We start from the raw sequence: 21,635 nt of genomic DNA, 5'->3' as shown, positions 1-21,635 counted from the left end.
GTCTCACTCTAGCACTAGTATAAAGGTTTTACGCGTTATTTGAAAATATTTTGAGACAGAGGCTGAGCGCTTCAAGTAAGTTGCTTCCCTTTTTTTATTCGACAGTTTATGATATATATTTAGGGTATCGAAATATATTGTATAAGAAGTGATTTCATATGAGTACAGAGCAGAGAGCTAAACGTAATCTTTGGATTATGTGGTTCGCTAACTTTTTTATTGCCGGCAGTATCACAATGGTATTGCCGTTTATTTCATTATATATTGAAAGCTTAGGCAACTTCACGGATGCGTATGTCCAAACCTGGTCAGGATGGGTATTCGGCATAACCTTTGTAACGGCCTTTATCTGTTCACCGATATGGGGGAAAATCGGAGACCGCTATGGACGTAAGAATATATTAATCATATCGGCTTTAGGGCTTGCTGTGTCCGTTTTTATGATGGGACTCGCAACCTCTGTGTGGCAATTGTTTTTGTTACGTTTATTCATGGGTGTTTTCACAGGGTTCATTCCGATGTCCCAGGCACTGATCTCTACGCAGACACCGAAACACATCGCCGGACAAGTATTGGGGACTTTGCAAACCGGAAGCATTACCGGCAGTTTGCTTGGTCCGTTGCTGGGCGGTGTCATAGCTGACACCATCGGGTACGCTGCCACTTTTCAATATGTATCAATTACTGTGGCTATCTCTTCGGTCATTGTGTACCTGGGGATACGAGAACAACGAATCGAATTGGATCATGAAGAGGATAAAACACGCTATTCGTCCAAGGAAGTCATGCAGCATATTTTCAGCCACCCCTTATTATTAATGGTGATGCTTACTTCCTTGACTGTTCAGATCGCGCACTTCAGTATTCAGCCGATTCTCTCCTTATATGTCGGAGAGCTGCATGGCACAGCAAATCTTGCCTTCTTCTCAGGGATCGCCTTTTCTGCTGCCGGCGTCGGAAATCTTCTGATGGCTAAACGTTGGGGCCGTATTGCTGATAAAATCGGCTATATCAAAGTGCTGGTCTTGCTGCTTTTCATGGCAGGAATCGTATATTTTCCAGGAGCATTCGTAGCCAACGTATGGCAGCTTGTTATTCTGCGATTCCTGCTTGGGGTTTCAATTGGGGGACTTATCCCGGTGCGTACCGCTTATATCAGGCAGGAAGCCCCAATTGCTATGCAAGGTGAAGTTCTCGGATATAACACCAGCATACGCTTTCTCGGCAATATTATCGGTCCTGCGCTCGGCGGGATGCTGTCAGGGTTTTTTGGGTTTTCATCCGTCTTTTTTGTGACGAGTTCATTGCTGATCATAAGCGGTGTTTTGATGATGATTTCCATGCTCCGCCACCCTAACGTCATGCGTCAAACCCATTCTGCCTAATCATACAAGTACGCCTTATGGTAAGATAGGTGTATATACATTTAGGAGGTGCCTTATGAAGAAAGCGCTCATCACGATCGATTATACGCGCGACTTCGTGGCAGACGAAGGCGCTTTGACATGCGGAGAGCCGGGTCAATCCATTGAAACTGAACTCGTTCAACTTACCAGGTCGTTTATTCAAAGTGGCGATTTTGTCGTGTTTGCCATAGATCTGCACGAAGAACATGACCGCTTCCATCCTGAAACAGCCTTATTTCCGCGTCACAATATCAGGGGCACAAAGGGACGCGACTTATACGGGGAACTGCAGACTGTTCTAGAAGAGAATGTACACCAAGACCATGTATATCAACTCGATAAAACACGTTATAGTGCCTTCGCCGGTACAGATCTCTTGTTAAAATTACGGGAACGCGGAATAGAAGAGCTTCACTTGAGCGGTGTTTGCACGGATATTTGCGTGCTCCATACAGCCATCGACGCTTATAACATAGGGTTCAAGCTGGTCATCCACGAGCAAGCTGTTGCCAGTTTTAACCCAACAGGTCACGCGTGGGCTTTAGACCATTTCAAAACGGCGCTCGGAGTAACCATCCACTAGAAGAAGCGAGTGCAACGTGCGCAAGGCCGGCCATCAGGGTCGGCTTTTTTGTGTTGCACCAGGGATAACACAGGGAAAACAGAATGGTTTTATTCCCCCTGAGGCTATGTTATAGTTTTCGAGTGTTTACAGTACGGCATGCAGGTTAAGGAGGGTTGGTGATGGATCAGGAAAATCAGTCAGGTTATTTTAAGACCGTACTGTTGCTAAGCAGTGCGGTCTGGCTCGTGGTCATGAACACCACGATGTTTAATGTGGCCTTGCCGAACATTCTTACTGAATTTTCATTACAGCCTTCTGAAGGAGCATGGATCGTTTCCGGCTATTCCATTGTTCTCGCCATTTTCACCATCACCTATACGAGACTCTCAGACTACCTCCCGATTCGGAAACTGCTGATTACCGGAATCACCATTTTTGGGTCAGCTTCACTGGCTGGTTTTTTTGCTGACAGCTTTCTTTGGCTTATGGGGGCAAGGCTTGCCCAAGCAGCAGGAGCAGCAGCCATCCCGGGCTTGTCGATGGTGTTTGCCGGGCGTTTTATCCCATTTAATCGCAGAGGAAGAGCCATGGCTTTAATCGCTTCAGCTTCGTCGCTCGGATTTGGCCTCGGACCCGTGGTCGGAGGGGCCATTACGGATTATTTAAATTGGAATTATTTATTTATGGTAACGGTTCTCGTTATGCTGGTGATTCCAATCCTTTTCCGCTTAATGCCGAGCGAACCTTCGCAACAGGGCCGCTTCGATCTACTCGGTGCTTTGCTCACGGGGGGAGGCGTGACGTTGTTCCTCCTTTACATCTCCACCTTCCATTGGTACTTCCTGACTGCCGGAATCGTGTTGATCTTCATGCTATGGTTGCGCATTAATCGGACGGATGCACCCTTCATCCAACCGGAGCTGCTGAGACGAACGCCATATCGGTGGCTTCTCTATATGACTTACTTTGTCTTTGCCACCCATTTCGCCATGCTGTTTCTCATTCCCATTATGCTTCAGCAGGTGTATGAACACGAACCGGCTGCGATCGGGTTGATTATTTTCCCTGGGGCCATGCTTTCAGCTGTGGCCGCTATTTTCGTCGGTCGTCTCATGGATCGCTTCGGCAATATCACTGTCATGGCCTTAGCTCAAGGTGTGTTAATCCTCTCCACCCTGTTACTGTTTTCCCTGGGTGCGGTTAACGTTTATATGATTATGTTGGCTTACATGTTTACCAGCTTTGGATTTTCCAGTCTTTCGTCAAGTTCGACGAATGAAGTGTCGCGCATTTTGCCGGACCCCGAGATTGGCGCCGGCATCGGCATGAAACAGCAAACCCATTTTATTGGCAGTGCTTCGGGCTCTGTGCTTGCTGGGATTTTGTTGGAAACCAGTACCAAACCTTATCACGCTGATGCATTCCTTCTGCCATTTGCCACCTTGATCATGCTGATGCTGCTCTCTTTAGTTTCTTATTTGATGTACGTCAAAAAATCAGCAGGCGTTCAGTCTTAGCGAACACCTGCTGATTGGCCAGCTTAGAATAAACCAAATGAGATAAGTGACAGCATCACCGTAATAGCAAAAATCAACCAGCCAGCAATGTTGATCCATAGCGTATTCGTATGCCCTCGAAGTGTTTTGCTGTTATTCATGGCAAACATAAGAAACAAGACAATAATCGGAAGAATTAATCCGTTTGCATACTGAGCAAAGACAATTAACTGAATAGGGTCATACCCCATCCCTGAAAAAATAATACCGATGATCAGGATGCCCATCCATACAGCTCGGAACTTAGGGGACCTCAAGTCCTTTCCCCACCCCATTGCGCCAGATGTTGCATAGGCAGCTGCTAATGGAGCTGTCATGGAAGACGTAATCCCGGCTGCAAAAATCCCGAAGGCAAAGACGTATTTCGCCCATGACCCCAATAAAGGCTGTAATTGCTCAGCCATCGCTCCAGGGTCGTTGATGGTTGTCCCAATCGGAAACGCCACGGCTGCAGTAATAATAATTGCCACCGACATGATCCCACAAACAGCCATGGTCAAGATCACATCAAAACGGCTGTCCTTTAATTCCGCTTCACCGCTAAACCTCTCTTGAACTGTAGAGGACTGCAAAAATAGTGTATACGGAACAATTGTAGTACCTATCAAGGATATGATTAACAATACATTCCCCGACGAAACGGTCGGTACAAAGCCTTCAGCAAAGATAGCCGATACGTCTGGCCGGACGACAATCGCCGTCAAGATGAAACTGAGACTCATCAATATAATCATGATGACAAAAATACGTTCTATCACTTTATAGCGTCCGATCCATAACAACAAACCTGCCGCTACGCCAATCATGATACTGACCACGTTGTTAGGCAGGCCTGTGATTTCGGCCATGCCGATTGCACCGCCGACAATATTACCCGCTTCATAAGCTGCACTACCAATTACAATAGCTGCGATAATCAGCAAAATCGTCAACCATTTTAATACAGGGCTTGTAAATTGTTCGCGTAAAATCGTACTCAGGTCTTTACGCGTTATAACACCAAGCCGGGTGACCATTTCCTGCAGAAACATCGTGGCAATAATGGAAAATACCAATGCCCAAATAAGGGCGTAACCAAACTCTGCCCCGACATTACTGGCGGTCGTCACTGTACCTGGACCAATGATGGCGGCTCCTACAATGGCACCTGGACCAATGTTTTTCAACCTTCGCTTGAACGTGCTTTCTTTCGCTGCCATTCACGTAAGCCTCCTTTACTTATTATCCTCATTATAAGGAAGGTGAAGGTAAACGCAAACCCCTAGCGAGTTGTTGCAGACCCAGCCCATCCACGCTCTTAGGCCGTGGTGGCCCCAATCAAATCGACAGGGTTGAATTTTTTCATAAAAATGAATATGATAAGGAATGGAATAATTTTAATAAAGATTTTTAAATACAGGAGGAATACCTATGAGCTCACACGATTACCGAGTTCTGCTGTATTATAAATATGTCGACTTGCCTGACTTCGAAGAATATGCCGAAGACCATTTGCAGTTCTGTAAAGATCTCGGCCTCAAAGGGCGCATTATCGTCGCTCCGGAAGGGTTGAATGGAACCGTATCCGGCACAGTTGAGCAAGTAGAACAATACATGGATTATGTCCGTTCTGACAAGCGTTTTGCTGATATTGAATTTAAAATTGACGAAGCTGAGGGACATACCTTTAAGAAAATGCACGTCCGCCCCAAACCTGAGCTCGTCACCTGGCGTATTGAGAACGATGATATTGATCCGAAATCCTTCGGTGGGCAGCACCTTAAACCAAAGGAATTTTATGACATGCTGCAGGACGAAGATACAATCGTAATCGATGGCCGGAATGAATATGAGTACCGCGTCGGTCATTTCCGTGACGCGATCAGACCTGAAGTCGAGCATTCCCGTGAATTTCCAGAATGGATTGCTGAGAACGCCGACCAGTGGAAAGACAAAAAAGTGCTGACGTATTGTACAGGCGGTATTCGTTGCGAAAAATTAACCGGCATCTTGAAGAAAAATGGCGTTGATGATGTTTACCAGCTCGAAGGCGGTATTAACTCGTACAGTAAGGATCCTGACGTGCAAGGCCGCTTATTCGATGGGAAGTGCTACGTGTTTGATGAACGGGTGACGGTACCTGTCAATCAAACTGAAGAAGACGTCGTGATTGCTCAATGCGAACATTGCGGTAAGTCAGAAGATCGTTATATCAATTGCAGCAACCCTGTCTGTAATCGCCAGTATGTGTGTTGTGAAGACTGTGAACAAGAACACCATGCAGCTTGCACCACTGAATGCCTCGAACATCCTGAGAATCGTTGGGATGCAGAACGCGGCAAACAAATCGATAAATATGATCACATGCCCTCCTAGTATAACGACAGGCTGGGAGAAAACTAAATAACATCAAAAATGCCGAACGCTGATCCGTTCGGCTATTTTTGTGTATCAGAAAAGCGTTCTCTTACCGCTTTGCTAAAATAAGCCACTTTCCTGCGCGTCTTAGCTGTTTCCGTCATTTCTTAAATTTTCGGTAAGCAGCATGATAAGTTGACCCGATTCCTCTCTCAAAGGACAGGGCATGCTCAATGGCACTGGTTACAAATGCCTTCGCTTCCCTAACGGATTCCGTTACTGAGTTGCCTTTGGCAAGTTGAGCTGCAATCGCTGCTGAATAGGTACAACCGGCCCCACTTGTGTGTATGGTAGGGATGCGTCGGGATTCCAATTCTATAAACTCAGAACCATCGTAGAGAATATCAATCGCGGGATGGCCCTTAAGACCCCCTCCCTTCAGCAAAATATATGACGGACCGAGACCATACAGCTTGCGGGCCGCTTCTCTCATCTCATCAGGCGAAGACGCTTCAGGTTCATTCAATAAATGAGCTGCCTCCTGCAAATTGGGGGTGACAAGTGTGGCCAAAGGAATAAGTTTCTGCTTCATTGTCTCAATGGCGTCATCTTGCAATAGTTTCGACCCCATTTTCCCGATCATAACAGGATCCACTACGACGTGCTCAACCTCAGCCGCTTCAATCTGGGAAGCGACCTGTACAATGATCTCTTCTGTAAACAACATGCCGGTTTTCAAAGCATCAATACCGACATGCTCCCACGCGGCGTAAATCTGTGCTTCAATCGCTTCAACTGAATGTGTAAACATACCTTGTGCTGTTTTGGAATTATTGGCCACAATCGCTGTAATGGCACTCATGCCATAGACGTCCTGCTCTTGAAATGTTTTCAAATCCGCCTGGATGCCAGCACTGGCTTGAGCAGCTGAGCCGGCTATGGACAATACTCTCGGTATGAACATCTTATCCGTCCTTTCTCCTATCTTCTTGAGTCATTTCCCTCGGCATTGCACGTTAAACTATAGACAATATCTGTATCTTTCTCTACTATATAAATTGACATTGATTAAGATGGAGGAAAATGATGACTACGATTAACGATATCGCCAAAATGGCTGACGTTTCAAGAACGACCGTTTCTCGTGCCCTGAATGACAGTGGGTATGTCAGCGAAGAGGTCCGCAATAAAATCATGGCTATTGTAAAAGAAACTGGCTACATGCCAAGCTTGTCAGCTAAATCACTTCGCACTAAACGTTCCGGCGTAATCGGTGTTATTTTACCTAAAATAAGCACTGAAACGTCAAGCCGTGTGGTGAATGGTGTCAATGATGTCCTTTCTAATGAAGGGTTTCAAATTCTCTTAACGGATACCGAATTGAATAAGCAAAAAGAAGTTGAATATATACGACTCCTGAAAAGCCGCCATGTCGATGGGATTCTCATTCTAGCCACCAATGTGAACCAGCCCTTACTGGACGCTATCCAAGCTGCTGCTATCCCTGTCGTATGCCTCGGCCAAAAATTACCCGGCGTCACGTCACTTGCCTACAACGATTATGATGCTTCCGCCGATATGACCACTATGCTGCTCAACAAAGGGTACACCCGACTGGCGTTCATTGGCATCAGCAATGATGACCCTGCTGTCGGGCAGTTGCGTGAACAAGCCTACCTGGATAAATTGAAAGAGCGGAATTTACCCGTAAAAGACCATTGGATGGCTGTGGGTGACTTCAGCATCGATTCCGGTTACGAAGCGATGAAATCCATCCTTCACACTAGCAAAGATGACCTGCCTTCCGCTGTTTTCGCGGTCACGGATCGCATGGCTGTCGGAGCCATGGAATACTTAAAAGAACAAGGCTTCAGGATTCCCGCTGATATGGCGATAGCCGGCATCGGTGCCTCCGTCATGTCTAAGTATATTACGCCGGCCCTGACGACCATTGATTATTATAATCAAGAAGCTGGACAGCATGCGGCGCGCTTATTATTAGGTAAAATTAACCATGAACAAAATTCTGAAAAATTAAAACTCTCGTATAGACTGATTTTACGAGATAGTGTATAGTTCTACTTGAAAGCGCAATCATGGAATCGATTCCACTGCCTAGTTTCCTTGTATTTAGCACTTATTTTTATAAACGAACTGTTCTGTTAAACAGTGTTGTCGACTGACCCACACAAAGGGTTGTTCAGCGGAATTGTGGAAGGGTTGATTTTAAAGATTTTAAGTTCTGGACAGCTGCGTACCTTTTCTACTATGGAAATGGCCGTTATCTAATGAAAATGGGTTGGCTGGGGAACGACGAGACTCCCGCGGGAGAAGGGGCTCGGCGAGACCCCACAGAGAGCGCAGCGAGCGAGGAGGCTTGCCGGTTCCCCCGCAGGAAAGCGAGTTGTTCCCCAGCCAACCCTAGCTCAAGTACTGTAAACGGCCTAAACAATGTTGAATTTGAGTCCTCAGGAATGAAGGAGGCTTATATGGAAGTTCAACACTAAGCATTAACAGAACCAATTAAAAACGACTTTTATGTCATGTGGAATCGATTCCATCTTTATTATGTTTAAAGGAGTGTGTGGTAAATGGCAGATAACTCCCAGATTGCCCGTGACGTTATTGATGCCGCAGGCGGAGAAGAAAATATCCAATCGGTCGCGCATTGCGCTTCACGGCTTCGGATCATGCTTTATGACAAAGAGAAAGCGGACATCCCTGCTTTGGAAAACATTGAAAAAGTTAAGGGCGCATTTTACAACGCTGGCCAGCTGCAAGTGATCTTTGGAACCGGCACGGTCAATCGAATCTACGAAGAAGTGACAAAGTTTAATGTAGATGGGAAAAGTAAATCGGAAGTCAAAGAAGAAGCAACGCAAAACCAGGGTAATACATTTCAAAGGGCCATCCGAACCTTTGGGGACGTCTTCGTTCCTATCATCCCTGCCTTAGTAGCGACTGGTCTATTTATGGGGCTGCGCGGCCTCGTCACGCAAGAAAAAATATTAGCCTTATTCGGGCTGACACCAGAAAGTATCTCTGAGAATTTCATATTATTCACGCAAATTTTAACGGATACGGCATTTATATTTCTACCGGCGCTCGTGGCCTGGTCAACGTTCAGGGTATTTGGCGGAAGTCCGATCGTCGGCATAGTCATCGGACTCATGCTCGTCTCCCCTTCCCTCCCTAACGCATGGGAAATTGCGGAAGGAAACGCAGAACCGCTTATGTTCTTAGGGTTCATTCCGGTTCTAGGCTATCAAGGCTCCGTCTTGCCGGCCTTTATTACCGGGGTAGTGGGGGCAAAATTGGAGAAAGCGATCCGCAAACGGGTGCCCGAATCGCTTGATTTGATTTTAACGCCTTTCCTTGTCCTTCTCATTATGATTACGTTAGCTCTTTTCTTAATCGGGCCCGTTTTCCATGCAGTCGAAAACGCTATCTTTGAAGGTACGCGCTACATCTTGGAATTGCCGCTCGGACTTAGCGGATTGATTATTGGATTTGTGCACCAAATCATCGTGATCACCGGGGTGCATCATATCTTCAATCTGCTTGAGATTCAGTTGTTAGAACGAACGGACTTCAACCCGTTTAACCCGATTATTACAGCATCGATCGCAGCTCAAGGCGGAGCCGCTTTAGCAGTAGGTTTAAAAACGAAGTCCAAGCAATTGAAGGCGTTGTCACTGCCGTCAGCTTTGTCTGCCTTTCTCGGCATTACAGAACCCGCCATTTTCGGGGTGAATTTACGTTACATGAAACCTTTTGTAATGGGCTTGATTGGCGGCGGTATTGGCGGATTCTTCGCCTCGCTTGTCGGACTTAAAGCAACCGGCATGGCCATCACCGTTATTCCAGGTTCACTGTTGTATTTAAATGAGCAGTTTCTGCTATACCTGATCACCAACCTCTTGGCCATTGGCATCGCTTTCGGTTTGACCTGGTCGTTTGGATTTTCAGATAAGATGTTGGATCAATAGTTCCGTATCCCGAACCACGCACCCGTGTGGTTCGGGATATTTTTTAGGAGCGTAACATTCTTGCGATCGTAATCGACTCATAGTTATAGAGTGAAATGTGCTGCTAGGGCCTTTAGAACCCGCTGGCCACAGTGGAAGCGGGAGACGTTCGAGATGGATGCCGAAAAGATTGTAACCACCGAAATCTTTTACCATAGGTTGTCGCCCCCCTTTTACAGCACTCATGGAACGAATAAATATGAGTCAGGAGGATGATGATGAAATCTATATGTGCAACACTACTATCGATGATAACACTTATTTATATTGCATTCGCAGCGCTTCCCTCACCTGTCTCTGCATGCTCTTGCACCGAACCGCCTCCTGCACAAACAGCCTATAAGACGAACGATGCTGTTTTTTCAGGGAAAATCGTAAAAATTGAAAAAGAAGACAGTTCTGGTGGGCTCCAATCCAGTCTTGACCCTGTGAAGGTCTTGGTTGAAGTCGATGAAACCTGGAAGAACGCCTCAGAATCCCAGCAGATCGTAGCAACAGCTGAAAGTTCAGCCAGTTGTGGGTTCCCTTTTGAAGAAGGAGAAGAATACTTAATTTATGCCAATGAACATGACGGCGAACTAAAGACAGACTTATGCAGCCGCACAACGTCCCTTGATTCAGCTGAAGGAGACATGAGAATCCTGGGGGATGGCGAGCGTCCTGATGAAGAAGTCAACTTAGAAGACTCCCTTGGCCCGAGCCGCTTCCCTTACGTAATTGGCGGCATTGTCATACTCGTTCTCGGTCTATTCATCTATAAACGGAAAAGAAGGGCACGCTCTACGCGTTGAATTCCCTTCTCATAACGGCTACAATAAATATGAGAGTAAGATCATTAACATGATTCGTAAAATAGGTGTCCGATTGTCGGACTTAATAGAGAATCTGGTGCAAAACCAGAGCTGTACCCGCAACTGTAAGTGCCCTCACTCATTACCCCAATGCCACTATGATTCGTCATGGGAAGGCCGTAATGAGGTAAGCACTAGCCAGGAGACCTGCCTGATTTTACATACTCAACACTTCTTCGGGATTTAAAGGAGGTTGAATGAGGTTACGCACGCTGGTATTCTGCCCGTGTGTCCTGATTCGATCTACTGCCCTAACGAAAGGGTTTTTTTAATTTGATCAGATCAATCAGGAGGAATGCAAAATGGAAACCGTATCATCGAACCAATCGCGAACCATTCAAACTCGACTCGTCCTGCCGCCGGATACCAATCATATGGAAACCATCTTCGGCGGTCAGGTGCTTGCCTACATCGATGAGATTGCTGCTATTTCCGCGATGAAACATTGCCGGAAAGTCGTGGTCACCGCTTCTATGGATCGCGTCCAATTCATGTCTTCTGCGAAAGTGGGGCATATTTTGACGCTCGAAGCGTTCGTAACAGGTACAGGAAGAAGTTCAATGGAAGTGTACGTGAAAGTGGAAAGCGAAGATTTATTGAACGGCGAAACGACGTTGACCACGACATCTTTTTTAACGATGGTGGCCAAAGATGAACACGGCCGCCCTTGCGCTGTTCCCCAGGTGGTCCCTGAAACCGCTGAAGAAAAGCAGTTGTTCGAAAACTATCAGGAACGCAAACAAAAACGGATCAACGAGTCTGACTAAAGGAAGGATGATCGGATGCAGCCGTTTACACGCCAGGTCATCACGATTATTCAATCCATACCGCCGGGTAAGGTCATGACCTATGGCCAAATTGCCGGATGCGCCGGCAACCCCAAAGCGGCAAGGCAAGTCGCCCGTATCCTCCATTCCATGAGTCGCGCCCATCAGCTTCCCTGGCACCGCGTGATTAATGCTCAAGGGAAAATCGCGATTCAAAATAGCGAAATCTATGAAGAACAAAGACTGGCATTAAACGACGAACACGTGGATGTCACGTCGTCAGGGACAGTGAATCTCGCTATCTATCAACACCACCCTTAATCGTTTCCTGCTTGAGGGTGGTCCTTTAATAAGCCCATTCTGGAGGAATCTACAATGTTTGAAATCAAGCATTATCCTGAGCTGTCCTGGTCGCTTTCACGTCATAAGACGATGCTCGAATGCCCCCGTAAGTATGCTTACGATTACTACATCTCTCATAATGGATGGCTTCGCGATGCCCTGTCACTAGCTAAACATACTTACCGCCTAAAGAAAATCACTAATCTTGAAATGCTCTTTGGCAGCATCGTGCACGATAAAATGTATCAAGCTATCCAATCGTACTTACATAACGGTGAAATCCCCATAGAAGAAACCTTGATTGATGACATTCGCCACCACTTGAACCAGGGTTTTGTCGACTCTACCAAGAAGGAGAACCTATGGTTTCACCGGCCCAAGCACTACACGATGATGCATGAAATTTACTATAGCCAGGACAATCAACTCCCCAAAGAGAAAGTAGCCAAAATCAACGAACGTCTTCATTCCGTCGTGCACCATTTCTTAAACAGCCGGACTTTTCAAGAGTTACAAAATCAAAACCAAATGGAATTTATAGAAGCTGAACAATTCCGATACATGATGGTCGGCGATATTAAAATCTTTGTCGTCATGGACCTCGTTTACCGCAACCTCCATAACCACAAATGGGTCATTATTGATTGGAAAACAGGGAAAAAATCAGAAGAAGATCGTAATCAACTGGCCTTGTATGCCCTTTACTTGAAGCAAAAATTCAATATCCCATCACTGGATGATATTGTTATTCGCAATGAGTACTTGCTTGAGGGAACATGTCAGGAATATACGCTTGAGTCACAAGACCTTGCGAATGTCCAAAATTTATTCAACATGAGCATCCAGGAAATGCTGAACTATCTAGATGACACGACCCAGAATCAACCGAAACCGTTGGAAGCATTTCCGATGCAGCCGGAAGAATGGAAATGCAGCAGATGTAATTATTATGAGCTCTGTTTCGGCTGAACCGCTCCTTTTCCTTTCACGTGTTGATGTTTGAAGCACCGAAAAAAAGGCAACATGTAGGAGTGACATTGTTTTTACTTGAAAGGAGTCGTTATAAATGGAAGTACTTGTAGCAGGAGCGAATGGAAAAACAGGCCGTCTTATTGTGCAAAACTTAGAAGCAGCCGGCCACACAGCTCATGCCATGGTTCGTAAAGAAGAACAAAAATCCGAAATGGAAATGATGGGAGCCAACCCTATTTTAGCAGACTTAGAAGGCGATGTCGGTCAAGCCGTGAAAGGCAAAGACGCCATCATCTTCGCTGCAGGATCAGGCTCTAGTACGGGATCGGATAAAACAAAATCGGTCGATCGTGACGGAGCTATCAATTTAATGCAAGCTACCGAAAACTTCGGCATCAAAAAATTCGTCATGTTGAGCGCGATGGCAGCTGACAATCCTGAGCGCGGTCCTGAAGAATTGAAGTTTTACCTTCAGATGAAAGGTGAAGCAGATGAATACTTGCGCGGCACAGAATTGGACTACACGATCGTACGTCCGGGTGCTTTGACGGATGAAGAACCTACCGACAACATCCAGGTAGGCAAAGAAGTCGAACGCGGTTCAGTGCCTCGGGCAGACGTTGCCAAAACGATGATTCAATGCCTAGAAGAGCAAAGTGTCTTCCACAAAACGTTCGAAATGGTATCCGGAGACACTCCAATTGAAGAAGCTTTAAGAAGTCTTTAATATCTCCCCACCAAGAACAAGCTTGATTATAAGCTTGTTCTTTTTTTCTATTGCTCGAGCTCTGCCTTTATATGAAATCAAGTTCTTCAATCGCTGGCATATAATTGAACATTGTCTTCGTTACCGCCATTCAATACTAAAAGGGCCACACAAATCCGCCCTACTATTAAGGAGTGAGCCAATGAGTAATTATTCAATTGACGAATTTATTCGCAAGACACAGCAGGATAAAAACGAGAACGACCATTTCGAATTGGAAACGGAACGTATTTTAGAAGTTAATTTACAAGGGGATGTGTGGGCTAAGGCAGGCGCTATGATTTCATACAACGGGGAAATCAAGTTTGTGCGCGAAGGGATTCTGGAGCATGGCGTCGGAAAGATGTTTAAAAAAGCCTTCTCAGGTGAAGGCAGTTCGTTAATGAAAGCACAGGGGCAAGGCACGCTTTACTTAGCAGATCAAGGTAAGAAAATTACGATATTGGAATTGAATAATGATGCCATCACAGTTAACGGCAACGATATACTTGCATTTGAATCCGGTATTGATTGGGATATCAAATTGATGAAAAAAGTGGCCGGGATGATGTCAGGCGGACTGTTTAACGTTCATTTAAGAGGGCACGGGCGGGTGGCCATCACCTCCCACTACGAACCATTGACTTTACTGGTCAAGCCGGGCGAGCCTGTTTTAACAGATCCCAACGCTACCGTCGCCTGGTCAGAACATCTGGAACCCGAATTCCAAACGGATGTGTCATTTAAAACGTTTATCGGCCGAGGCAGCGGCGAATCAATCCAAATGAAGTTTGCAGGTGAAGGTTTCGTGGTTGTGCAACCGTTCGAAGAAGGCAGCGCACAACAAGAAAGTAAATGATAATAAGGAACCCATAAGCCGGCGTGAGGCTTATGGGTTTTCTGATCCTGGCTTATGATGTCGCCTTAATAAGAGAAGAAATGTTTTTAAATTCCAGCTCCGTAAATTTGGTCATCATGGCTTCGCGATTGATGTGATACACAGCATCTTCCAATGAACAATTAACATCGGCCGCACACTCGATCCGAGCCAGTTTTCGAGACAAATGAAGCATCTCCATATCCCGCTCGATTTTTTCTTTTTGGCCTTTGGTAAGCGAAGCGATATTCTCCAGTATCCCTTCGATCGTGCCATGTTCCTTGAGCATTTTCAAAGCGGTTTTTTCTCCAATGCCTCTCACTCCGGGATAATTATCACTGCTATCCCCCATCAGTGCTTTCAAATCCACCATCTGAGCAGGTGTGATGCCTTTTTCCTCCTCAAACGTATGCGGCTGATATTCTCCGTAATTGCCGTACCCTTTTTTCAGCAGAATGACTTTGATATTGGCATCAAGCAATTGCAGCATATCCTGATCACCTGTCAACACCAACACTTCAGCATCCTGTTTGTAGGCTTGACTTAATGTGCCGATGCAATCGTCCGCTTCATACCCTTTCACTCCTACGTTCGGGATATCCAGCGAGGCCGTTACTTCCTTAACTAAATCAAATTGGGGGATCAGTTCAACCGGCGGTTCACCCCGGTTCGCTTTATAGTCGGGAAAAATCTCATTCCGAAATGTCGTACTCCCCATATCCCAGCAGCAAATGACATGACTGGGCTGATATGTATCCACAGCCGTAAATAAATGCTTAACAAACCCATACACCCCGTTTGTCGGGACCCCTTTGCTGTTCACCATAAAATAATTGCTCATAGCGGTCGCGTAAAAAGCTCTAAACAAAAGAGCCATCCCATCTACGAGCATGATGCGGTTTTGTGCCATATCTATAAGACTCCTTTTCTAGCGATTTTCCTCTATTATAACAGGTTCAAGTGACTCTGCCTCCGTCAAAGGTTATTCTTCCAACGAATTGAAAAAATGTTCCAACAGTCGCGTATACATCTCAGTTTGCTCCAGATGTACGTTATGACCGGCAAACGGCACGATTCCAACGTGGATGTGCGGAAGTTGCTTTTGATAAATGGAAGCCGATGCCACTTCTCCTGTTTGGGCTTCACCGACTAGAAAGAAAACAGGGGGTTCAAGGTCGGATATATCTTCGGTTTCATTAAATGGATACCAGTCCGGATCCTGCGCTAAATCTAAAAATATCCGCCAATTTGTCCCCCTGTGAAGCTGATTCATATACGCTACCATTTTCTCATCTTGCAATAACTGTTGTTGATGGGCGACATCCTCTTCGTGCAATGCCAGCCAATCGTGCGGTTTTTCAGCCGTTATCCCGGATAACGTCACCGATTTAACTTGAGCAGGATAAGCTCTTGCAAATTGTAACGCCACCATCCCCCCTAATGAACAGCCGACCACGTGTACCCTTGGCAATTCCAACGCCTCCAACGTTTCGTGTACATCTTTCACTGAATCGCTCAAAAAATTGTTAAGCTCATCACTGGTGGATTGCCCGTGGCCACGCAAATCAGGCACTACAACCTGATAGCTTTCCTTGAAATAAGCCTGTTGCTCGAGAAAATCGGTTTCTCCTGTCTGTAAACCCGTGTGCAAAAATAAAATAGGTTCCCCAGCCCCGATTGTTTTAGTATGTAGAATCATAAAACGACACCTCCAAAATACGTCTTCTATCATTCATAGTCGTGCTAAATACTCTGGATTGCTATTACAGGAACGTTCGTGATACTGTAATGAAAAACCTGAACGACTATTCACGCTCTGCTCTGCCAGACAACCAACCTCGCTTTTTACAGCGATCAATAGGAGGACGCCTTATGTCTGATTTCAACTTACGTCAAGCAGCGAACGATGAAATACGACTCCATCATTCCGTGGTCCAAACCGATCCTTATAAGCTTACCTATCACCTCTCTCCTCCTGTCGGCTTGTTAAACGACCCGAATGGATTGATCCAATTAGACGGCACTTACCACATTTTCTTTCAATGGATGCCTTTCGATACGGGGCATGGCGCTAAATTCTGGGGGCATTACACCACAAAGGATTTTGTCTCATGGGAGCTGCAGCGACCGGCCCTCACTCCCTCCGATTGGTTCGATCGCAACGGCTGCTATTCTGGGAGCGCCATTTACCATAATAACGAGCTGTATGTATTTTACACAGGAAATGTGAAAAATGCGGCTAACCAACGGGAAAGCTATCAGTGCATGGCCACGTCTTCCGATACCCGTCATTTTCAAAAGCATGGCGTCGTCCTCCATGTTCCAGATGGCTATACCGCCCACTTTCGCGATCCGAAAGTCTGGCAGCATGATGGTACCTGGTACATGATCATCGGCGCCCAAACTGAGGAGTTAGTCGGCAAGGCCGTTTTATTTTCCTCTGAGAACTTGACAGATTGGACATGGCAGGGAAATATAGCAGGCGGTTATGAACAGGGGCTCCAGGCGTTTGGCTATATGTGGGAATGCCCGGACTTATTCCGCTTAGCTGATGTTGATATCCTGATCGTTTCACCACAAGGGCTGGAGCCGGAGGGCATGAATTATCATAATACGTATCAAAGCGGCTATTTTGCAGGGTCGATGAATGACCGAACAGGTAAACTTGAGCACGGAGCGTTCCACGAGCTAGATCACGGCTTCGAGTTTTACGCTCCCCAAACCATGCTAGATGAACACGGCCGCCGCATTCTGATCGCCTGGATGGGGGTTCCTGACCAATATGAGCAAGCTCACCCTACTGTTAAGCATAAATGGGTGCACGCGTTGACGCTTCCAAGAGAGTTATCCTGGGATGGAGAGTGCGTGCTGCAACAACCATTACACGAATTACAAAAGCTGCGCTCAGACCATATTCAAAAGGGAAACATTCAACTCAACAGAGATGCGCGTTCAATAGAAGGCGTAACAGGAACCACGCTTGAATTGCTGATCCATTTACACGAAATAGAGCACGATTTTACGATCCGCATGGGCGACTATGCTGCGTTTCATTACGATGCTTATGAACAAGTGGCCACTCTGAGCCGCCCTCATTTAATTGAACAAGAGGTGGAAGTGAGACAATGCAAAATATCGAGTGGCTTACATACGATCCACGCCTTCTTGGACACGTCTTCACTCGAGCTATTCATCAACCAGGGGGCGCACGTTTTTACTTCTCGCTTGTTTCCTGAGCCTGAAAACGAAACCATCATATTTCAGAGCAGGGGCACGAGCACCTTCTCCCTTGATAAATGGACATTGAATGGAAGACTCTGAAGCTCCAGCCCTTTACCTCACTGGAGCTTTTCTATACTTCAGCTATAAAAACCGATAACATTAAGCAGAAAAGCACCAACCACCGAAACGACAGCGCCCGTCATGAGAGCAATTGCAACGTGTTTCCATTTTTTCGTATCGTTCCATATAAGCAAACCCACAATGATACTGGCAATCAAACCAAACATAACGGATGCTAGCGGTGTGGTGGGCGTAACCCAATCGTACCAGTGAATAATCCCCATCGCGTCCCCCTCCTCATTTAAGTGAAAATTCATTACTACATAACGTATTCGAGGACTTATGAGATTTTCCTTTAATTTGGAGAAAGCTTCACGCGCATTAGTGTTCATCCTGGGTACGAACGAACATACAATAGAAATGATGACATAGTTAGGAGGCAGAGAAATGGATGTTCAAGTACGGCAAGGTGATACGCTTTGGTATTATGCGAGCTTATTCAATATCCCCTTGCAATTGATTATAGATTCAAATCCTCAAGTGGCACCTGATGCTCTTTATATCGGTCAACGCATCATCATTCCTGGCTATACCACGCGCACTTATTCGATTCAAGCTGGTGATACGTATTGGCGGTTAGCTACCGGACAGGGAATAGAACTTGACAGCCTCTATTTATTGAACCCGAACGTTAACCCCGATAACCTCCAGGTTGACCAAACCATCCTGCTCCCCGACCGTGTCACGTCACGACTAATTAATGGCAATCGCCCGTATGATTTCGAAGCGCTCAACCTTGACCTCGATACTCTATTAGAAATCTACCCGTTCATGCGCCAGGAAGCCATCGGATCGAGTGTTATGGGAAAAGAATTGACGGAATTGCAAATTGGCAACGGCCCGAAAATCGTCCATTGGAATGGCTCATTTCACGCCAATGAATGGATCACCACGGCAATTATCATGCAATTTCTTAACGACTACTTGTTGGCATTAACCAACCAGGAGCCCATTAGGGGCATCAACGTCAGCCCATTTTACGACCAGGTGACGCTCTCCATAGTACCAATGGTTGACCCCGATGGCGTCGACCTCACGCTTAACGGACCGCCACCCGGGCGATACGGAGAAGAAGCCCTCGCGATTAACAATGGCATCACGGACTTCTCAGGTTGGAAAGCGAACATCAGGGGCGTCGATTTGAACAATCAATACCCGGCAAAATGGGATGTCGAAGCCGCCCGAAAACCTACACAGCCAGCTCCACGCGATTTTCCCGGTTATCAACCCTTAACAGAACCTGAAAGCATCGCCATGGCAGAACTAGCTGGCGAACGGCAATTTGACCGGATGCTTGCCTTCCACACCCAAGGCGAAGTCATCTTCTGGGGATACGAAGGGTTAGAACCACCAGAATCAGAAGTGATCGTGAATGAATTTTACCGTGTCAGCGGATACGAACCCATCCAATATGTCGATAGTTTCGCTGGTTATAAAGACTGGTTCATCAAAGTATGGCAGCGCCCCGGCTTTACAGTAGAGCTCGGAGAAGGCGTCAACCCGCTTCCCTTAAGTCAATTTGATGAAATTTATCAAGAAACGCTCGGGATTTTTCTAGCCAGTTTATATATGTAAACAAAGTACGACCGCCGCTTTCCTTAATAAGGAAGCGGTTTTTTATTTGCCGGGGAGACTAACCGACCCCGCAATGCTTGAGCGCACAAGTTGAGGGCAAAAAACGCCCAAGATGAGGGCACAATCGCCCAAAGAGGTCCTACAATCGCCCATGTGGGGAGTGAAACCGCCCAAGCCGGGACTAGAATCGCCCATAATATGTCAAATCGCCCAAGATGAGCGCGCAATCGTCCAAAATCAGGCACTTATTAAAGTCAATCCTCCGAATTGAGTCCTTTGGCTACCACCGATTCATGCATAATCAGTATCAATTTGATAAAACTAAAATTGAAAAAAGATTAATTTTTGCGTATTCGACATATATCGCGAGCATATGACATTGATTGTATGAAAAAAGTCACTAATTTTGCTCAGTAGCGTGCAATGCCTGTTGAGTACGTTTCTTCATCTTTTATTCACCTTCGTTATCTTTCAAGTTAGCGATACAATAAGTAATGTCGTCATTTTCAGGGATATTCAAGGAGATATACTATGCTGTTAATTACAACTGAGGATCTTACATCCGATCAACTAGCGAAACTAACGACAATGACTTCAGCTGATCTTCCTGTTGAACATATTACAGAAGATTTAGCTTCACAGACTTCTTTACTACCACAAGTCCGCATTTGGATAACGTATGGACATGACGTAACGCCTGAATTAATAGCAAAAATGCCCAACTTAATCTGGGTGCAAATTTTTCAGGCTGGCGTTGAACACCTGCCTTTCGATGAACTTCACGATAGAAACATTCAAGTGACCAATATGAAGGGAATTCAGAGCATTCCGATGGCAGAGTACACCCTTTCAATGATGTTTCATTTTAATGGTAATATTACGCGTTATCAAACGTATCAAAATGAAAACCATTGGGAAACGGAAGCTGTTTTTCAAGAGCTGCACGGGCAGACAGTAACCATTATGGGGGCGGGCACGATCGGCATTGAGATTGCTGCCAAGTGCAAAGCGTTAAACATGACAGTGTACGGTGTGAATACGACCGGCCATATGAAACCACCGTTCGATTATATGTACAAGCTTGAAGACCGTTGTGACGCGTTACAGTTGAGTGACTACGTCATTTTGCTGATGCCTGTGACAGAGTCTACGACCCATTGCATGAGTGATAAGGAGTATCACAGCATGAAACCGAGTGCCTTTCTGATCAATTTAGGGCGTGGCCCGTTAATCGATGATCATGCTTTACTCCAAGCTATTGATGATCATGAGATTGCGGGAGCTGCTTTAGATGTTTTTGACCAAGAACCGCTGCCGTCCTCGCATCCGTTCTGGAATCACGACAAAATCATTGTAACGCCGCATGTTGCAGCTAAATCTCCTCAGTATATGGATCGATGTTTGGACAAATTCGCGGAAAACTATCACGCATTCATGCAAAATGATCATTTGCTTTACTTAGTTGATTTAACAAAAGGTTATTAGGAGGCTGTTATGATGAACGAGCTTACGCCGACATTCCATTCCATAGAAGAAGAAAGGCAATACATTAAACAACGGCTGGCTGCCTCATTTCGCCTGTTCTCAAAATTTGGCTTCAATGATGGTTCAGCGGGTCATATTACCGTAAGGGATCCTGAAAATGAGCAACATTTTTGGGTGAATCCTTACCTTGTCCATTTCAGTCAAGTTACCGCGTCCGATCTCATGCGGATTGATGAAGACGGCAATATTTTAGAGGGCAAGCATGATATTAACGGGGCTGCATTTGCCATTCATTCAGCTATCCATAAAGCTCGTCCGGATGTGACGGCAGCCGCCCATTCCCATTCCCCTTACGGCATGGCATTTTCCACTTTAGGAAAAAAGCTTGAGCCTCTTACGCAAGATGCGTGTGCTTTTTACCAGGATCATTCTCTCTTCAACGACTACACCGGTGTTGTTTACGAAACATCGGAAGGAAAGCGGATTGCTGATGCACTCGGCGGAAATAAAGCGGTCATTTTACGTAATCACGGATTGTTGACTGTGGGTCATTCTGCCGATGAAGCTGCATGGTGGTTCATTGCAATGGAACGTGCCTGCCAAATTCAAATGATTGTCGAATCGTCTGGCCAAAAGCCGATTCCAATCGAAGCGAAATATGCTGAACACACATATAAGCAAATGGGGCTTCCCGACGTAGCCGCGCACGACTTCAAACCGCTTTATGATCGAATTGTTAAGGAACAACCCGATTTATTGAATTAAACACATACCCAACTATTCGAAA

21 protein-coding genes and 1 riboswitch are annotated in these 21,635 nt (G+C 45.8%); of the genes, 16 read left to right on the top strand and 5 right to left on the bottom strand.

Going from position 1 to position 21,635, the window contains the following annotated elements; all coding sequences use genetic code 11:
* Positions 1-158 precede the first annotated feature (158 nt).
* From HOP45_RS04000 to HOP45_RS03990, 3 genes are all read left to right on the top strand, one after another.
* Positions 159-1,385, top strand: a complete 1,227-nt coding sequence (locus HOP45_RS04000; protein ID WP_181347617.1) for an MFS transporter — start codon at positions 159-161, stop codon at positions 1,383-1,385.
* Positions 1,386-1,440: 55 nt separating this feature from the next.
* Positions 1,441-1,989, top strand: a complete 549-nt coding sequence (locus HOP45_RS03995; RefSeq protein WP_181347616.1) for a cysteine hydrolase family protein — start codon at positions 1,441-1,443, stop codon at positions 1,987-1,989.
* 161 nt (positions 1,990-2,150) lie between these two features.
* Positions 2,151-3,488: an MFS transporter gene (locus HOP45_RS03990; RefSeq protein WP_181347615.1), complete on the top strand. Its 1,338-nt coding sequence runs from the start codon at positions 2,151-2,153 to the stop codon at positions 3,486-3,488.
* A gap of 23 nt (positions 3,489-3,511) precedes the next feature.
* Here the strand turns inward: HOP45_RS03990 and HOP45_RS03985 are convergent, their stop codons facing one another.
* The gene (locus HOP45_RS03985) at positions 3,512-4,726 is read right to left on the bottom strand and encodes an Nramp family divalent metal transporter (protein WP_181347614.1); all 1,215 of its coding nucleotides are present in this window, start codon (positions 4,724-4,726) and stop codon (positions 3,512-3,514) included.
* Between the two features lie 211 nt (positions 4,727-4,937).
* Here HOP45_RS03985 and trhO point away from each other — a divergent pair, with 211 nt between their 5' ends.
* A complete protein-coding gene (gene trhO, locus HOP45_RS03980) occupies positions 4,938-5,882 on the top strand; it encodes an oxygen-dependent tRNA uridine(34) hydroxylase TrhO (protein WP_181347613.1) in 945 nt (314 codons plus the stop codon).
* Positions 5,883-6,024: 142 nt separating this feature from the next.
* Here the strand turns inward: trhO and thiD are convergent, their stop codons facing one another.
* Positions 6,025-6,828 (bottom strand): bifunctional hydroxymethylpyrimidine kinase/phosphomethylpyrimidine kinase, encoded by an 804-nt coding sequence (gene thiD, locus HOP45_RS03975; protein WP_181347612.1) that lies wholly within the window; start codon positions 6,826-6,828, stop codon positions 6,025-6,027.
* Positions 6,829-6,950: 122 nt separating this feature from the next.
* Between thiD and HOP45_RS03970 the strand changes: the two genes are divergently transcribed.
* The 8 genes from HOP45_RS03970 (at position 6,951) to HOP45_RS03935 (ending at position 14,428) form a co-directional block, all read left to right on the top strand.
* Positions 6,951-7,940: a LacI family DNA-binding transcriptional regulator gene (locus HOP45_RS03970; RefSeq protein ID WP_181347611.1), complete on the top strand. Its 990-nt coding sequence runs from the start codon at positions 6,951-6,953 to the stop codon at positions 7,938-7,940.
* Between the two features lie 515 nt (positions 7,941-8,455).
* Complete coding sequence (locus tag HOP45_RS03965) at positions 8,456-9,853, top strand: sucrose-specific PTS transporter subunit IIBC (protein WP_181347610.1); 1,398 nt, start codon at positions 8,456-8,458, stop codon at positions 9,851-9,853.
* Positions 9,854-10,110: 257 nt separating this feature from the next.
* Positions 10,111-10,683: a hypothetical protein gene (locus HOP45_RS03960; protein WP_181347609.1), complete on the top strand. Its 573-nt coding sequence runs from the start codon at positions 10,111-10,113 to the stop codon at positions 10,681-10,683.
* 46 nt (positions 10,684-10,729) lie between these two features.
* A riboswitch (cobalamin riboswitch) is annotated at positions 10,730-10,912 on the top strand.
* 133 nt (positions 10,913-11,045) lie between these two features.
* Positions 11,046-11,510: an acyl-CoA thioesterase gene (locus HOP45_RS03955; RefSeq protein WP_181347608.1), complete on the top strand. Its 465-nt coding sequence runs from the start codon at positions 11,046-11,048 to the stop codon at positions 11,508-11,510.
* A gap of 15 nt (positions 11,511-11,525) precedes the next feature.
* The gene (locus HOP45_RS03950; RefSeq protein ID WP_181347607.1) at positions 11,526-11,831 is read left to right on the top strand and encodes an MGMT family protein; all 306 of its coding nucleotides are present in this window, start codon (positions 11,526-11,528) and stop codon (positions 11,829-11,831) included.
* 54 nt (positions 11,832-11,885) lie between these two features.
* Positions 11,886-12,821: a PD-(D/E)XK nuclease family protein gene (locus tag HOP45_RS03945; RefSeq protein WP_181347606.1), complete on the top strand. Its 936-nt coding sequence runs from the start codon at positions 11,886-11,888 to the stop codon at positions 12,819-12,821.
* Positions 12,822-12,918: 97 nt separating this feature from the next.
* The gene (locus HOP45_RS03940; RefSeq protein WP_181347605.1) at positions 12,919-13,551 is read left to right on the top strand and encodes an SDR family oxidoreductase; all 633 of its coding nucleotides are present in this window, start codon (positions 12,919-12,921) and stop codon (positions 13,549-13,551) included.
* Between the two features lie 181 nt (positions 13,552-13,732).
* On the top strand, positions 13,733-14,428 hold the full coding sequence (locus HOP45_RS03935; protein WP_181347604.1) for an AIM24 family protein: 696 nt from the start codon (positions 13,733-13,735) through the stop codon (positions 14,426-14,428).
* 52 nt (positions 14,429-14,480) lie between these two features.
* Here HOP45_RS03935 and HOP45_RS03930 read toward each other — a convergent pair whose 3' ends face one another.
* Both HOP45_RS03930 and HOP45_RS03925 read right to left on the bottom strand, forming a co-directional pair.
* Positions 14,481-15,356: a 5'-3' exonuclease gene (locus HOP45_RS03930; RefSeq protein WP_181347603.1), complete on the bottom strand. Its 876-nt coding sequence runs from the start codon at positions 15,354-15,356 to the stop codon at positions 14,481-14,483.
* Between the two features lie 72 nt (positions 15,357-15,428).
* Entirely contained in the window at positions 15,429-16,145 is a 717-nt protein-coding gene (locus HOP45_RS03925; RefSeq protein WP_181347602.1) for an alpha/beta fold hydrolase, read from the bottom strand.
* A 173-nt stretch (positions 16,146-16,318) separates the two neighbouring features.
* Here HOP45_RS03925 and HOP45_RS03920 point away from each other — a divergent pair, with 173 nt between their 5' ends.
* Positions 16,319-17,767, top strand: coding sequence for a glycoside hydrolase family 32 protein (locus HOP45_RS03920; RefSeq protein ID WP_181347601.1), 1,449 nt, complete (start codon positions 16,319-16,321; stop codon positions 17,765-17,767).
* 38 nt (positions 17,768-17,805) lie between these two features.
* On the opposite strand, the gene HOP45_RS03915 is transcribed toward HOP45_RS03920, so the two are convergent.
* Positions 17,806-18,012 carry a hypothetical protein gene (locus HOP45_RS03915; protein WP_181347600.1) on the bottom strand — a complete coding sequence of 69 codons (207 nt, stop codon included), beginning with the start codon at positions 18,010-18,012 and terminating at the stop codon, positions 17,806-17,808.
* Positions 18,013-18,175: 163 nt separating this feature from the next.
* Between HOP45_RS03915 and HOP45_RS03910 the strand changes: the two genes are divergently transcribed.
* From HOP45_RS03910 to HOP45_RS03900, 3 genes are all read left to right on the top strand, one after another.
* On the top strand, positions 18,176-19,363 hold the full coding sequence (locus tag HOP45_RS03910; RefSeq protein WP_181347599.1) for a M14 family metallopeptidase: 1,188 nt from the start codon (positions 18,176-18,178) through the stop codon (positions 19,361-19,363).
* Positions 19,364-19,894: 531 nt separating this feature from the next.
* Complete coding sequence (locus HOP45_RS03905) at positions 19,895-20,848, top strand: D-2-hydroxyacid dehydrogenase (RefSeq protein ID WP_181347598.1); 954 nt, start codon at positions 19,895-19,897, stop codon at positions 20,846-20,848.
* Positions 20,849-20,860: 12 nt separating this feature from the next.
* Entirely contained in the window at positions 20,861-21,613 is a 753-nt protein-coding gene (locus HOP45_RS03900) for a class II aldolase/adducin family protein (protein ID WP_181347597.1), read from the top strand.
* Positions 21,614-21,635 lie beyond the last annotated feature (22 nt).

The organism is Thalassobacillus sp. CUG 92003 (genome assembly GCF_013618635.1).
Taxonomy (GTDB): domain Bacteria; phylum Bacillota; class Bacilli; order Bacillales; family Halobacillaceae; genus CUG-92003.
The sequence above is the reverse complement of the archived record's forward strand: the minus strand, read 5'-3'. Positions and strand labels throughout refer to the sequence as shown.

Excerpts from the sequence above, each read along its gene's own strand:
- HOP45_RS04000 (WP_181347617.1), top strand. The coding sequence starts at position 159 with ATGAGTACAGAGCAGAGAGCTAAACGTAATCTTTGGATTATGTGGTTC.
- HOP45_RS03995 (WP_181347616.1), top strand. The coding sequence starts at position 1,441 with ATGAAGAAAGCGCTCATCACGATCGATTATACGCGCGACTTCGTGGCA.
- HOP45_RS03990 (WP_181347615.1), top strand. The coding sequence starts at position 2,151 with ATGGATCAGGAAAATCAGTCAGGTTATTTTAAGACCGTACTGTTGCTA.
- HOP45_RS03985 (WP_181347614.1), bottom strand. The coding sequence starts at position 4,726 with ATGGCAGCGAAAGAAAGCACGTTCAAGCGAAGGTTGAAAAACATTGGT.
- trhO (WP_181347613.1), top strand. The coding sequence starts at position 4,938 with ATGAGCTCACACGATTACCGAGTTCTGCTGTATTATAAATATGTCGAC.
- thiD (WP_181347612.1), bottom strand. The coding sequence starts at position 6,828 with ATGTTCATACCGAGAGTATTGTCCATAGCCGGCTCAGCTGCTCAAGCC.
- HOP45_RS03970 (WP_181347611.1), top strand. The coding sequence starts at position 6,951 with ATGACTACGATTAACGATATCGCCAAAATGGCTGACGTTTCAAGAACG.
- HOP45_RS03965 (WP_181347610.1), top strand. The coding sequence starts at position 8,456 with ATGGCAGATAACTCCCAGATTGCCCGTGACGTTATTGATGCCGCAGGC.
- HOP45_RS03960 (WP_181347609.1), top strand. The coding sequence starts at position 10,111 with ATGAAATCTATATGTGCAACACTACTATCGATGATAACACTTATTTAT.
- HOP45_RS03955 (WP_181347608.1), top strand. The coding sequence starts at position 11,046 with ATGGAAACCGTATCATCGAACCAATCGCGAACCATTCAAACTCGACTC.
- HOP45_RS03950 (WP_181347607.1), top strand. The coding sequence starts at position 11,526 with ATGCAGCCGTTTACACGCCAGGTCATCACGATTATTCAATCCATACCG.
- HOP45_RS03945 (WP_181347606.1), top strand. The coding sequence starts at position 11,886 with ATGTTTGAAATCAAGCATTATCCTGAGCTGTCCTGGTCGCTTTCACGT.
- HOP45_RS03940 (WP_181347605.1), top strand. The coding sequence starts at position 12,919 with ATGGAAGTACTTGTAGCAGGAGCGAATGGAAAAACAGGCCGTCTTATT.
- HOP45_RS03935 (WP_181347604.1), top strand. The coding sequence starts at position 13,733 with ATGAGTAATTATTCAATTGACGAATTTATTCGCAAGACACAGCAGGAT.
- HOP45_RS03930 (WP_181347603.1), bottom strand. The coding sequence starts at position 15,356 with ATGGCACAAAACCGCATCATGCTCGTAGATGGGATGGCTCTTTTGTTT.
- HOP45_RS03925 (WP_181347602.1), bottom strand. The coding sequence starts at position 16,145 with ATGATTCTACATACTAAAACAATCGGGGCTGGGGAACCTATTTTATTT.
- HOP45_RS03920 (WP_181347601.1), top strand. The coding sequence starts at position 16,319 with ATGTCTGATTTCAACTTACGTCAAGCAGCGAACGATGAAATACGACTC.
- HOP45_RS03915 (WP_181347600.1), bottom strand. The coding sequence starts at position 18,012 with ATGGGGATTATTCACTGGTACGATTGGGTTACGCCCACCACACCGCTA.
- HOP45_RS03910 (WP_181347599.1), top strand. The coding sequence starts at position 18,176 with ATGGATGTTCAAGTACGGCAAGGTGATACGCTTTGGTATTATGCGAGC.
- HOP45_RS03905 (WP_181347598.1), top strand. The coding sequence starts at position 19,895 with ATGCTGTTAATTACAACTGAGGATCTTACATCCGATCAACTAGCGAAA.
- HOP45_RS03900 (WP_181347597.1), top strand. The coding sequence starts at position 20,861 with ATGAACGAGCTTACGCCGACATTCCATTCCATAGAAGAAGAAAGGCAA.